This is a genomic window from Streptomyces sp. NPDC002773, assembly GCF_040295605.1.
GTDB lineage: Bacteria > Actinomycetota > Actinomycetes > Streptomycetales > Streptomycetaceae > Streptomyces.
Genome location: NZ_JBEOVO010000026.1, coordinates 53,869 through 67,361, shown reverse-complemented (window position 1 = coordinate 67,361; position 13,493 = coordinate 53,869). Strand labels below are relative to the sequence as shown.

10 protein-coding genes are annotated in these 13,493 nt (G+C 72.8%); 3 read left to right on the top strand and 7 right to left on the bottom strand.

Annotated elements, in window-relative coordinates:
• Positions 1-95: 95 nt before the first annotated feature.
• The 4 genes from ABT034_RS26455 to ABT034_RS26440 all read right to left on the bottom strand — a co-directional run bounded on the left by ABT034_RS26455 (position 96) and on the right by ABT034_RS26440 (position 4,803).
• Positions 96-2,441, bottom strand: coding sequence for a glycoside hydrolase family 84 protein (locus tag ABT034_RS26455; protein WP_351219448.1), 2,346 nt, complete (start codon positions 2,439-2,441; stop codon positions 96-98).
• A gap of 245 nt (positions 2,442-2,686) precedes the next feature.
• On the bottom strand, positions 2,687-3,073 hold the full coding sequence (locus ABT034_RS26450) for a hypothetical protein (protein WP_351219380.1): 387 nt from the start codon (positions 3,071-3,073) through the stop codon (positions 2,687-2,689).
• 45 nt (positions 3,074-3,118) lie between these two features.
• Positions 3,119-4,165: an SGNH/GDSL hydrolase family protein gene (locus ABT034_RS26445; protein WP_351219378.1), complete on the bottom strand. Its 1,047-nt coding sequence runs from the start codon at positions 4,163-4,165 to the stop codon at positions 3,119-3,121.
• A complete protein-coding gene (locus ABT034_RS26440; protein ID WP_351219376.1) occupies positions 4,165-4,803 on the bottom strand; it encodes a hypothetical protein in 639 nt (212 codons plus the stop codon). Before ABT034_RS26440 ends, ABT034_RS26445 begins: the two co-directional genes overlap by 1 nt.
• Between ABT034_RS26440 and ABT034_RS26435 the strand changes: the two genes are divergently transcribed.
• Positions 4,793-6,457, top strand: coding sequence for an FAD-dependent monooxygenase (locus ABT034_RS26435; protein WP_351219374.1), 1,665 nt, complete (start codon positions 4,793-4,795; stop codon positions 6,455-6,457). The two genes, ABT034_RS26440 and ABT034_RS26435, sit on opposite strands and share 11 nt — an antisense overlap.
• Before the next feature lie 63 nt (positions 6,458-6,520).
• On the opposite strand, the gene ABT034_RS26430 is transcribed toward ABT034_RS26435, so the two are convergent.
• The 3 genes from ABT034_RS26430 to ABT034_RS26420 all read right to left on the bottom strand — a co-directional run bounded on the left by ABT034_RS26430 (position 6,521) and on the right by ABT034_RS26420 (position 8,926).
• Positions 6,521-7,603, bottom strand: a complete 1,083-nt coding sequence (locus ABT034_RS26430) for an AI-2E family transporter (RefSeq protein ID WP_351219372.1) — start codon at positions 7,601-7,603, stop codon at positions 6,521-6,523.
• A gap of 140 nt (positions 7,604-7,743) precedes the next feature.
• Complete coding sequence (locus ABT034_RS26425) at positions 7,744-7,977, bottom strand: acyl carrier protein (protein ID WP_351219370.1); 234 nt, start codon at positions 7,975-7,977, stop codon at positions 7,744-7,746.
• A gap of 91 nt (positions 7,978-8,068) precedes the next feature.
• Positions 8,069-8,926 carry a class-II aminoacyl-tRNA synthetase family protein gene (locus ABT034_RS26420; RefSeq protein WP_351219368.1) on the bottom strand — a complete coding sequence of 286 codons (858 nt, stop codon included), beginning with the start codon at positions 8,924-8,926 and terminating at the stop codon, positions 8,069-8,071.
• 416 nt (positions 8,927-9,342) lie between these two features.
• Between ABT034_RS26420 and ABT034_RS26415 the strand changes: the two genes are divergently transcribed.
• A complete protein-coding gene (locus tag ABT034_RS26415; RefSeq protein WP_351219366.1) occupies positions 9,343-10,425 on the top strand; it encodes a phytanoyl-CoA dioxygenase family protein in 1,083 nt (360 codons plus the stop codon).
• Positions 10,362-13,493, top strand: coding sequence for a DUF6271 family protein (locus ABT034_RS26410; protein WP_502973058.1), 3,132 nt, complete (start codon positions 10,362-10,364; stop codon positions 13,491-13,493). The genes ABT034_RS26415 and ABT034_RS26410 overlap by 64 nt, the downstream gene beginning before the upstream one ends.

Genomic DNA, 13,493 nt, shown 5'->3' with positions numbered 1-13,493 from the left:
TGCGGTCACCGGTTCCGACCGGTGACCGCACCCGCCGTCGGTCCGTATCGGCGTCAGACGGGTGACTGCCCCCGCCGTCGGCGTCCGTGTCGGGGTCAGGCCGCGGGAGCCCCGTACACCGCCATCTCGTAGATCGAGTACCCCCACGTCGTGGCGCGCGTGACGCCCCGCATGCGGACGTGGGTGACGGTCCGGTCGGCCGGGAGCCGGACCACGTCGGTGCCGCAGGCGGTCGGGCGCCGGGTGGCGGCGGAAGTCCAGTTCACGCCGTCGTCGGAGGTTTCGATGCGGTACTCGGTCGCGCACGCCGCCTCCCAGGCGACGGTCACCGCGGCGACCCGGGCCGGAGCCGCGAGCTTGATCTCCACCCACTCCCCGTCACCGTACCCGGAGGCCCAACGGGTCCCGTTGGAACCGTCGTTGACGTGACGCGCCGCCAGCCGGTCGAGGTTGCCCTCGACGCTCGACGCCCTCGCCGTACCCTTCAGCGCGAGGTTCTCGCCGCCGCCGGCCACGTCCCACAGCTCCAGCATCACGTCGGACCGGACGAGGAAGGCGTCGAGGACGCCGTCGCCGACCCTGACCCGGGCGTTGCCCCAGGTGTTGCGGGCCGGCTCCACCCGTACCGCCTCGGCCCGCTCCTGGAGGTCGCGGGACTCGGCGAGCAGCACCCGCGACCGGTCCGCGTCACCCGTCTGGCGCGCGGCGACCGCGTCCACCATGGCGACCGCCGCCCGGCCCCACAGCTCGGTGGCGTCGAGCCAGGAGTCCGCGTCGGCCACGAAGCCCGCCTGTACGGCTCCGCCGCGGATCCGCTCCGGCGCCCGCGCGATCGAGACGGCGTAGGCCCGCAGCTCCGCCAGGGCCTCGGTCCGCCGTCCGGCACCCCACTCGCTCCAGAACCGGTTGACGCGGCGGGCCAGTTCGGGCGCCTGCTCCTGCCAGGGCGTCGTCCCGAACGTGGGCGCGAGGTGCTCCAGGTCCGCGAAGACCCGCAGGGCGGCGGCCGACTCGCCGTCGCCGCCCGCGAGGTACGACAGGGCCCGGGTCCAGCTCGCGACCGCGTCGTAACCGCGGTCGTTCCAGGCGAAGTCGGCCGCGCCGAACACGGCGATCTTGCTGGCGTAGGGCTGGTTCATCGGGTTGGCGACGATGCCGCTCAGGTGCGCCGAGAGACCGGCTTCGCGCTTGTCGTACGGGGCGAGCAGCAGCCGGCCGCTGGTGGCGCCGAAGTCGTTGACCGGGTAGTTGTCCCAGACGAAGACCTCGCGGCCGAACAGCTTCGAGGCCGCCTCCGCCTGCGCGTTGGTGATCGAGGGCGGGACGACGTCGGTGCCGGTCCACATGACCTCGACCGCGGGGTCGAGGGAGGCCCGCAGGGTCCGCTTGTACGAGGAGTCGCCGAGGTCCCCGTACTCGGTGGGCACCATCTGGAGGGGCCGGGTCCCCGGCCGGGCGGCGACGAAATTGCGCTGGACGTCGTTGAGCAGGTCCACCTGCGCCCTGGCCGCCGCGGCGCTCCCGGGCGTCCCGTAGGCGCGCCGGTCGCCCTCGCAGTTCCACGCCGTGTAGTGGATGTCGTCCAGCGGGACCGAGAACGCGCGGGCGCCCAGGTCGTGGAGGGCGCCCAGCTTCGCCTTCAGGGCGGCGCGGTCCGCCGGGTCGGAGTAGCAGATGGAGGCACCCGGGGAGACGGCGAAGGTGAAGCGGACGTGGTTGGCGTTCGCCCGCTCGATCAGTTCGCCCAGCTCGGTGAGCTTGTCGGACGGGTACGGCTCACGCCACTTGTCACGGTGGTACGGGTCGTCCTTCGGCGCGTACACGTAGGTGTTGGCCTTGACGTCGCCGTGGAAGTCCATCTGGTCCAGGCGCTCGGCCGGGGTCCAGGGGAGGCCGTAGAAACCCTCGATCGTGCCGCGCAGCGGCATCGAGGGATGGTCGGCGACCTGGGCTCCCGCGATGCTCCAGCCGTCCTCGGCGGTGCGGACGAAGAGCTGGCGCAGCGTCTGGACGGCGTAGTACTGGCCGGTGGCGTCCGTGCCTCCCAGCGCGACCTCCCGATTCGGGGCGTCCGCGGTCACCCGCAGCGCGTAGCCCTCGGCCTGGGCGGGGGCGCTCGTGCCGGAGAGGGCCGCGGCGATGTCGGGCCTCGACGCGGGCCCGAGCCGGACGGTGAGCAGGCCGCGCGGGGTGGCGCGCCCGGGGGCGACGACGTCCACGCGGTCGGCGCCGTGGGCCCGCAGCTCGCGGACGAGGCGGTCGCGGGCGGCCGGGTCGGTGCGGCCGTCGGCGACGACGACGACCCGGCCGGTGACCACGGCGTCCTGTCCGGACCTGCCGATCGACCGGGGTGTGGGGGAGACCGGCGGAAGGGGCGCGGAGGCCGGTTGGGCGGCGCCGGTCGGCGCCGGGTCGGCGTGGGCGGGCTGTCCGTGGCCCACGGGGCCGAGGGCGATCTGTCCTGCGGTCAGTCCGAGGACGAGAAGGGAGGTGCTGAGCAGAGAGCGGGCTTTGTTCACGGCTGCTGCCTCCTACGGGGGAGAGGAGTGGGCCGACGCTCCGACGGCCCACCGGACAACTGCTGTGCGCGCCACGGGAGATGGGGGCTCCCGGGCGCTTCAAGCTCGCACACCGATTCCATGTTGTCTAGACCACTTGCGACCGCGCGGTCGGCCGCGCGCCGCTGTCAGATCCCGGGACCGTACCCCGGATCGGGGTCCTGTCGCGGATGCCACACGGACTCGATGCCCCAGAGGCCGAGCCCGGCGACGGCGGCGCAGACGAGCAGCGCCGCCCACGGGCGCAGCCACCGCGTCGCCGCCGCCCAGGTCATCGGCGGAACGAGGAGCCCCACGAGGAGGATCAGCGGTACGTCGACGAGGATGACGCTCCAGTCCCGGGCGTGCGCCTCGAATCCGCCGTCGATGCTGAACGCGGCCCGGGGCAGCGCGTAGACCCCGGCGCCGACGACGCCGACGACGGCGAGCAGACAACCGACGGCGCTCTCCGCCCGGCCGTCGTCGTCGACGCCGTCAGGGCCCGTACCCGTGGGGTGTGGCTGGTTCTCGCTCATGCCCGGGAGGGACGCCGGGCACGCCCGCCCGGTTCCGAACGCCGGTCAGCGTTCGAGGAGAGCGATGCGGACGGCTCGTTCGACGTGCGTGGCGGTGTTGGCGTACCCCGCACCATTGGGGTGCACCAGGGTGACGCGCTTCTGGATGAGACCGCAGTTCAGCACGGTGCCGGCGAGCTTGGTGGGCCAGTAGTCCTCGGCGTCGCCGCAGATTCCCTCGACCCACTTCGTGTCTGCGGGCTGGCAGGCGTCGTGGCCCACGCTGGAGGAGTAGACGTCGACGTAGCGGTCGCCGAAGAACGACGAAACCCGCTGGATCGTGCTGTTCAGCGGCTTGAGTACGTCGTCACGGAGCCAGTCGATGTCGGCGTGCTTGATCGGGCCCAGCTCGGTGAGGGACGCGCGGTTGCAGGAACTGCCGTCCTCCGGCAGGACGGCCGGGTAGCCGACGGTGATCACCCTGGCGTTGGGTGCGGCCTCGTGCACCTTGGCCAGCATCTCGATGTACTCGTCCTGCACCCTGGCGAGCTTGTCCTTGATGCTCTCCTCCCTCTCGGGCGGGTTGGTGTAGTACTCGCGGCAGGAGCCACCGGGCGTCGCACCCAGTTCGAGGCACTTGAGGAGCATGCCGCCGAAGGGCAGGCTGTTGCCGCCGACGCCGATGGTGACGACGTCGGTCCGGTCGCTCAGCTTGGCCCGCTGGATCTGCGGGTCGACCGCGGTCCAGCCTCCGGTGGGAGGCTGGACCGGGCTGATCGGCGTCTGCTCGGCCGTGGCGATGTCGGCGATGGTGGCGTTGCCGCAGCTGACATTGGTCAGGTGGACGGGCTTACCGGGCGGGAAGTTGGCGAGCTCCCGCTCGACGATGCCGGGGTAGGCGCCGTAGGTGCGGTCGCAGCCGTCCCGCGACGCATCACCGAGCGCGGGCTCCGGATCACCGACGAAGCCGCCGGCCGTGTACGAGTCGCCCAGGGCGGCCCACTCGTACTGATCAGCCGCACCGGCGGAGCCCGAGGGCACGAGCGCGGCCGCCGCCAGGGCGAGTCCGATCGCCAGCACTCGCGTCCTGATACGGGAGACAGGGTGTCGCATCAATCCTCCAGAATCGACAAAGGACGCCTCGGAGCCGCGATATGCCCCCAAGGGGAAGGCGTCTCGCCCAAGATCATCCAGGCCGCCGGTCTGCTGCTCGACCGAATCCGACCTATCAGCCCCGATCGAGCTAAATGATCGGATCTTCGTCCTGCCGCTCGGCCCCGCCGACCCCGGCGCCCGAACGCGAGGATGGCCGGGTCGCGTTCGCCGCCCTCGGCACGGAGCACGGCCGCTTCGGCGAAGTACGGGCGGGCCTCGTCCGTGCGTCCGAGGCCCGTGAGGGTACGGGCCGCCGCGAAGGCGCCCGTCGCGTGCTCGGCGAGGTCCCGGACCGTCCGGTCACCGGCGGTTTTCGGGCGGCCCGTCTCGGCGAGCTGGTTGCCGAGGTTGACCAACGCGCCCGCGAGTTCCCCCCGGCTGCCGTCGATGCCCCGCCCCACGAGCAGACGCCAGAGACCGACCGCCTCCCGCGCCGTCTCGCGTGCCTCCACCCGCCGCCCCAGCAGGCCGAGGCCGAGCGCCAGCCGCTGCAAGCCTCCGGGCCACGGATGGCCGAACGGGCGGTCGCGGGTGACCATGGAGGACGGGACCCGACCGGAGGCCGGCCAGGACTGGGAGGCACCCGTGGCGCGCACCGGCACCACCACCGACGTACTGATCGCGGGCGCGGGTCCGGTCGGCCTGAGCGCCGCCGGCGAGCTCCGTCGCCATGGGGTGCGCTGCCGGCTCGTCGACCGGCTGCCGGCCCGGCTGCCCTACGCCAAGGCGGTCGGGATCCAGCCGCGCACCCTGGAGCTGTGGGACCGGATGGGCCTGGTCCGTGCCGTGCTGGAGGCCGCGGTCCCGATGCGGGGCCAACTGACCTACGTCAACGGCAGGGAGGCCGCGCGGATCGATCTCGAACTGCCCGCCGAGGTGCCCTACGGGTTCGCCGCGCTGCCGCAGTACGAGACCGAGCGCCTCCTCGAGGAGTACGCGGTCGGCCTGGGGACGGCCATCGAACGCGGCACCGAACTGGTCTCGTTCGACCAGGACCCGGACGGTGTCACCGCACGCCTGCGCACCGCGTCGGGAGCGGACGAGGAGCTGCGGGTCGGCTATCTGATCGGCTGCGACGGCGCGCACAGCGTGGTCCGCAAGACGCTGGGCCTCTCGTACGAGGGCGGCGCGTTCCCGGAGGCGTACATGCTGGGCGATGTCGTGGCCGACGGCGGCTGGGATCTGCCCGCGGGGTACGCGCTCCGCTCCGAACACCGCGCCGCCGACGGTACGACCGACGACGTGCTGGTCTGCATCCCGCTGCCGGGCGCGGGACGCTACCGGATGTCGATGAGGGTCCCGCCCGACCTGGCCGAACAGACCCGGGGACAGGAGGCGCCCGACCGCGTCGACCACGGTCTCGCGGGCGGGGCAGGGCCCGGCCTGCCCCACCTCCAGGCCGTCGTCGACCGGCTGGCTCCGCGCCCCGCCCGTCTCTCCGGCCTTCGCTGGTCCTCGGTCTTCCGCATCAGCCACCGCATCGTCGACCGTTACGGCGTGGGGCGGGTCTTCGTCGCGGGCGACGCGGCCCACATCCATCCGCCCACCGGCGCGCAGGGCATGAACACGGGGGTCCAGGACGCCGTCAACCTGGGCTGGAAGCTCGCCCTCGTGGTGCGCGGGGAGGCCGGCCCCGCGCTGCTCGCCAGTTACGACGCCGAGCGCCGCCCGGTGGGCGAGGAGGTCGTCGGCCGCACCGTCCGGCACTCCACCCAGGGCTTCGAGAACGACCCCGACGACCGGCGGACCGTGCTGCTCCGGGAGGCGCAACTCCTCGTCGGCTACCGGGACGGTCCGCTCTCCGGCGCCCCGTACGGCCCGGTCGACGCGCCGCAGCCCGGTGACCGGGCCCCGGACTGCGCCGGGCTGACCACACCGATCGCGGCCTTCCCGCTGCGTCTGCTCGACATCCTGCGGGGGCGTCCCGGGCACGTCGTCCTCCTGTACGGGGCCGATGCCGCCGCCCTGGCCGGGGCGGCGGCCGACGCGAGGCAGGCCGGCGGCGAGGCCCTCACCGCCCCCGCCGTCCTCGCCGTCCTGCCTCGGGAAGCCGCGGGGCCCGCGCAGCCGCCGCCCGCCTCCCTCGGTGTGCCGGCGTACCGGGACGCCGCCGGGGAGTTCGCCCAGCTCTACCGACCCGACGGTGCGACCGGTTTCGTCGTACGCCCTGACGGGCAGCTCGCCGCCCGCTTCCCGCTCGGCGGCACCACGGCGGCCCTGTCCGGCTACCTCAGGGCGCTGTCCGCTTGAGGTGCCCGACGTCCGTCCCCATGGCGTAACCCCTGTGTGTCCCCGTGACGCGGCCCGACCGTCTCACTCCTTGAGCGGTCCGGCTTCCGCCGTCGCCTCGCGGGCGCTCCGTAGCGCCGTGTGCACCGACCAGACCACCGAGACCAGCGGCACCGCGACCACCGCGCCCACGATGCCGGCGGCGATCGAGCCCGCGACGACGGAGATCGCCACGACCAGCGGGTGGAGCCGTACCGCCCAGCTCATCACGAGCGGGTGCAGGAGGTGCCCCTCGATCTGGCCGATCACCACGATGAGGGCGATCACGATCGCCGCCACCAGCGGGCCCTGTGACGCCAGGGCCACGACGGCGGCGACAGCGAGGGCCACGGGCGAGCCGATCAGGGGCACGAACGCGGCCACGAATTCGAGCAGGGCCAGCGGCACCGCGAGCGGAACGCCGAGGAGCCACAGCGCGATGCCCACGAGTACCGCGTTCACCGCCGCGACCAGCACGATCCCGTGGGTGTAGCCGGTGAAGGTACGCCAGGCGGCGCGCCCGCCGATCGCCACCCGGTCGCGGACCGAACGCGGCAGCTGCTCCTGGAACCAGGCCCACTGCCGGTCCCCCGAGTGGATGAAGAACACCGCGCAGAACAGCGCGAGGGCCAGCGTCGTCAGAACGGCCACCACATGGCCCGCCCCGCTCAGCGCCTCGCTGACCAGCGCCGACCGGTGGCTGGACAGGAAGTCACCGATCTTGGTCTGGAGGTCGGACAGCGCACCCGGGTCCAGCCGGAACGGCGGCCGCTCCAGCCAGTCCTCGATGCGGCCGACGCCGTCCCGGAACTCACGGACCAGGGTCGTCCGCTCGCCCGCGACCGCCTCGCCGACGAGGGCGAGCACGCCGAGGACGAGCGCGATGCTGCCGAGCAGGGTGAGGGCGACCGCCGGCGGCCGGGGCAGCCCCCGGGCCGCCATGTCGGCGACGGGGCGCAGCAGTGCGGTGATCACCAGGCCGAGGAACACGGCCACGCCGACCTCGTGGAAGCGGCCGAGGACCGCGAACAGGCTGTAGACGAGCACGCCGACGACCAGCAGCCGCCACGCGTAGGCGGCGGCCGTGCGAAGGAAGGGGGTCACCGTCGGTGCTGTGCCTGGCTGCATGGCGAACGACCTACCACCGGGGAGCCGCCGCACCACGCCCGGGGCCCTGTGTTCGCCCGACACGCGCGCGTTATTCGCCCGACCGGGGCCGCCGGCGCTCAGCCGGAGCAGCGGAGGGCCACCGCCGCCGGGCGGGCCGCTCAGCCGACGGCGTCGCTCAGGAAGCGTTGCCGGACGCGGGAGAGCGTACGGAAGTCGTCGATGGTGACGTCCTGGAGGTCGATGGTGGCGCCGGAGAGGTCCTCCAGGAGGTCGATGAACTCGAGGAAGTCCATCGAGTCGATGAGACGGGCCTCGATGAGGTCCTCGTCGCTGTCGATCGGGCCGTCGAGGCCGGGGTTCTTCTCGTGCAGCCACGCGGCGATGCGTTCCATGGGGTGGGGTCGCTCCTTACTGGTGGTACGGGATACGTGAGGGGCACGGGGGCCGGGCGGGCGAGGGGCTGGGAGGGGGCCGGGCCCCGTCTCAGGCGCGGGCCTCGCGGAGGCGGTCCAGGGCCTGCTCGGGGGTGCCGTGGGTGAGGATCATCGCGTGGACCCAGCGCTCCAGGCCGAAGGCGACGCAGGCGCTGTACGCCGGTCCTTCCGAGCCGGCGCGGATGTCCAGCCGCTCGCCGAAGAAGTTGCGGTGCCGGTTCACGGAGGCGATGGCCGTTCCGTCGAGGGCGCAGAACTCGTGCTTGACGGGGTCGAGGGCCATCAGCCGGGCCCGGGAGCCGCCCTTGTCGTAGAACGGGTCGTCGGCCACGGCCCTGTTGAGTTCGAGGCCTAGACGTGCGGCGGCTTCCAGGACGAACTCGGCACCCTGTTCCAGGTGTTCCACCGCGCCCTGCTTGGTGCCGAGGTACAGGACCTCGCGCATGTGGAAGCCCCACAGCCGGCGCAGCCCGTCGTAGTGGGTCTCGTTGCGGAAGCAGCGGCCGGCGGCGGAGAGGCGGAGGCCGTTCTCGCCGACGTCCCGGCCCTCCAGGGAGAGCAGCAGTCCGTAGCAGGTGGCGGACGGCAGGAGGTAGCCGGTCGGCCGGAGCGGCAGCCCTCCCGGTGCCTCGCCGGCCGCGAGCCCGTCGAGTGCGTCCGGATCGAACCGGCCTGCGGAGACGCCGAGATGGGGGAAGTTGCGGAAGAAGTCGAGGCGTGCCAGGCCTTCCACGGACAGCAGCGGCGGGCCGACGACCTCGGGCGCGGAGAGCCGTGCGGCAAGGCCGGTGAGCAGCTCGTCCAGGCCGCGCAGGAGCGCGGTGCGGACCGGGTCGAGGGTGATGAGGCCCGCACCGGGACTCCGCAGGACGCCGTCCGGCAGGGCTGTGGTGCTGGATGTGCTCATGGAAAACCGCTCCCTGTGGGCGTGGGCGAACAGTCGAGGGTGTCGGTCGGATGGGGGCGGCGTGCATGCCGACTGATGCGCCATCAGAAACCGGACCGCGCAGGGGGACACTAAGCCAGTTCCGCAGCTATTGTCTAGACCAAAGTTGACCACCCCGACGACCCCGCCGGAGTGGCACCCGGAGTGATCGAGCCATTCAACTCCGCATAGCGAGATGGCACTTGACAGGGACTATGGTCTAAACCAATCCTGCTGTACGACGTGGCCACCGCACCCCGCGCCACGGCGTCGCCGTCCGTCCATGCCGTCTGCCACCGGCCCCACGCCGAGGGTCGCCCCGTGCTGTCCATCGGTCGAGGAGCCTCCCCGGCGCCCGCCCTGGAGGCACCCATGGACTCTCGCTCTGGAGGGACCCCATGACGACACCCGCTCCCCACCGCCCCCGCCCCCGTCTCCACCGAGCGGCCTCGGACCGGCCGTACTTCAGCGCGGACGGCGAGTCCTACCTCGCCCAGACCACGCTGCGGGAGCTGAAGAAGACACGGCCGCTGCGGGTGCTGTCCGAGGAGGACTTCGCCCACTGGCAGACGTACGGCTACGTCATCGTCCGCGAGGCGGTCCCGGCGGAGGCCGCGCGACGTCTGCTCGACTTCACCTGGGAGTTCCAGGGCCTCGACCCCGACCGGCCGGAAAGCTGGTACGCGGACCGACCGTTCCGTTCGGAGCTGGACCAGCAGTTGCACGTGTACGGCTTCGTGGAGGCGTACCACCATCAGCTGCTCTGGGACAACCGGCAGGCCCAGCGGGTCTACGACGCCTTCGTGGACGTGTGGGACTGCGAGGAGCTGTGGGTCACCCAGGACCGGCTCAACCTCAACCCGCCCAACATCCGGAACCGTGACCGCGCCCTGATCGAGCCCACGGACCGGGGCTTCGACATCGAGCTGCACTGGGACATCGACACGACGCTCGGCGTCCCGCCGCAGCGGGTGCAGGGCATCATCGCGCTCAACGACACCCGGCCCGAGTCGGGCGGATTCCAGTGCTGCCCCGAGCTGTTCCGGCGCTTCGAGGAGTGGAAGGTCGACCAGCCGGCCGATCGGGACCCCCTCCGGCCGGCCGTGGACCGGACGGAGTACCCCGTCGTACGGCCCGACCTGCACCCCGGCGACCTGCTGATCTGGAACGGTCTGCTCGCGCACGGCGTGGCGCGCAACACCTCCCGGGACCAGGTGCGGGCCGTCCAGTACCTGTCGATGATGCCCGCCCTCGAAGAGCACGAGCGGCTGAAGCGGTCCCGCGTCGACGCGTGGCGGCACCTACGGACCCCGCGCTGGAACCGGACCCTGGTCGGCGACCCCGTACTGCACGAGTCCGAGCGGTACCCCACCGCGACGCTGAACGAACTCGGCAGCCGGCTGCTCGGACTCACCTCGTGGAACGACGCACCGACCGCCCCCGGCCAGAGCGGGGAGCCGGCGTGCGCCGTGTCTGTCTGACCCTGCCCACCGACCGGGCCTGCGCCGCGACGATTCGGGCCGTGGCCGAGGAGGCGGCCTACGGCGCCCGCGGTTTCGGCGCCGAGGTGCGGTTTCTCGTGCTCGACTCGTCGGACGCCCCGGTCCTCGCCGAGCACCGGAAGGTGGTGGCCTCCCTCCCCCCGACGCCGGGTGTGGTCGTGCACCACCTCGACGAGGACGAGCAGCGGGCCTTCCTGCGGGAGGTGATCGCCCGCTCCGGCGTCGCCGCGCAGGACCGGTTGCTCGACCTGATCCTGCCGGCGGGCGTCTCCTACGGGGCCTGCACCAACCGCGCCTTCCTGATCGCGGAGGCCCTCGGCTGCACGTCGGTGCACCGCCGGGACTCGGACAGCCGCTACCAGTACCTGGACGGCGAACCGGTCTTCCCCCTCCACCACGAGCTCACGGCCCTGGGGCGGCGCGCCGCCGACGTGGCCGGACTGATGTCCCGCAGCAGGCTCGATCCGGCGTACGCGGACCGGCCGGTGGCCATGGTCGGCGGCTCCTTCGTCGGCGAGATGTCCGTGGACGTCGCGGAGATCCGGCGGCTCGACCCGGCCGTCTACGAGGACGTCGTGGGCCTGTCGATCCCCGCCGGCTATCCGGAGATCTGGCGCAGGAACCTGATCGACGAGTCCTTCCGGGGCGCCGGGAACGCCGCCTTCACCGGCGACCGCACCACGCTCACGCGCGTCAGCCCGACACGGGTGGACATGTGCAACATCGCGTTCGACCGCGAGGTCTACGGCCGTGTGCCGCTGCCGCCCGCCACCGACACCATCGGTAGCGACTACTTCCTCGTCCACCTGGTCCACGACGCGGGTCTGCCCGGCGTCCTCCACAACAGGCACATCGTCAATTTCCATACAGAGGAACGTCGTTCGGACGCAGGTTTCCTCGCCTACCAGGTCCGGTTCGCCAAGTTCCTCCTCTCCACGCCGTACCTCGACGCCGTCCGCACCCGGATGAAGGAGGCCGGTGACGCCCTGCTCGACGCGGAGGGCCACGTCCGCCCCTCCGCCGTCGCCGGGTTCACGAGGGACAGCACCCGTGCGGACCGGGCGGAGAACGCCGAACGGCTCGACGTCCTCGACCGTTCGTACCGCGCCCTGGGCGGCCGTTACGCCACGGCGGCGGACCTCCTCGCCGCCCGCCGCGACCAACTCCTCGACGAGGCCCGGCAGGACATGGAGGACTTCGCCTTCCTGACCGACGCCTGGGAGGCGCTGACCCGCGCGAGCCGAGCGTCCTCGTATGGGAGGGCCAACCACCGCCACACCCTCACCGTCCCGTACACGGGCGGTGCGGAGCGCCGGGGCCCCGTCACGATGGGCCAGGCGAACATGATCCGCTGCGTGCTCCGGGACGAGCCCGCGCACATCAACATCCACGATGTGTGGCCGGTCCCCGAAGGGACGCGGACGGAGTCGGCGATCGACGCCCTGCGCGCGCTTGTGGTACGGCACGAGGCCCTGCGGACGACGTTCCCGCACGCGGAGGGCAGCGCACCCCGCGAACAAGTGGTGCAAATGGAAGGCGAGTTCACCGTCACCGTCCTCGATCACGAGGAGCTTCCCCGCGAGGTCGCCGGATACGCCGAGTCGCTGGCCCTCGCCGCCCGCGTCGAACGGTTCCGGCTCGACCGGGACTTCCCCCTCCGTATCACCCTCGTCGCCGAGTCCGGCGCGCCCGTCTTCGTGGCCCTCGCGGCGAGCCACGCCGTGACCGACGTCAGCGCGCTCGCCGTGCTGAAGGAGGAGTGGCTGACGCTGCTCGCCGGGGACGCGCTCCCTCCCCTCTCCGCCCTCACCCCGCTCGACCTGGCCGCCGAGGAGGCGTCGCCGGCCGGGCTCCGGAAGTCCGAGGCGTCGCTGAGGCACTGGGAGTGGATCATCCGCACCGGGCCCCAGGCCATGTTCGCGGAGCCTGGCGCCGAGGGCACAGAGGTGGACACGCCGCAGCTCACCCTCAGGTCACGGCGGGCCGCGCGAGCCCTGGCGCTCGTCGCGGCACGCACCGGCGGTCTGCCGTCCACGGTGCTGCTGACCGCGTGGTGCGCGCTCATCGCCCACCGTGCGGGGCAGGCCACGTGCGTCGCCGCCGTCCCCACGTCCAACCGGTTCCACCCCCGGCTCGCCCGGTCGGTGAACACCGTGTCCCAGGACGCGCTGCTCTCGCTCGACGTCCGGGTCCCGACCTTCGACGCGCTGCTCCGTAAAGCCTGGGGTGCGGCGCTCAACGCCTACCGGCACAGCCAGTTCGACGCGGTCGCCCTGTGGGAGATGATCGGGCGGGTCACCTTCGAGCGCGGCAGCGGGTTCGCACGCGATGTCGTCTTCAACGACGTGAGCACGCTCCCCGCCACGGTCGCCACGGTCACGTCCGCGACCGCCGCGACCGCCGGGGACGCGGCGGACCCCGAGGGCGCGACGGGGCCCGACCTTGAGCTCAGTTGGGGCCCGGAGCAGGTACTGCCGACCCGGGTCCTGGCCTTCGTCCACCAGATCGAGCCGGTGGTCCACCTGGGGATGTGGGCCGATCCCGCCCTGTTCGGGCGGGACGAGGCGGAGGGCTTCCTCACCGGCCTCGTACGGCTCCTGGAGGCGGCCGCCACCGAGGACGTCCCGCTGGCCTCGCTCACCGGCGTGACGGGGGTCCGGCCGGTCGAACGCGGGCCGGGGTGGTGCCTGGTGGACGGCTCCTGGACGTCGCCGCCCCTCGTGGCGGAGACGCTCGGCAAGGCTCTGGGCGGGCTCCCCGTACACGTCACGGTGGAAGGCGACCCGGGCACGGGCAGCACGTGCACGGAGGAGCCGAACCCGGACCCCGAGCCGTCCCTGACCGCGTTCATCGCCGCCGGCGGCACCCCGCTGACTCCGGCGGAGGCCCACGCCGCACTGATGGACGCCCTCCCCGGCCGCCCGGGGGTACTGGCCCCGCGCCGGTACGTGATCGTGCAGGACCCGCCGGCGGAGGCGGACCGGAGCAGCGCATGGCTCCGGCAGCGGATTCTCATGGAAGGGACCGGCCGGGACCGGCGGATGTGA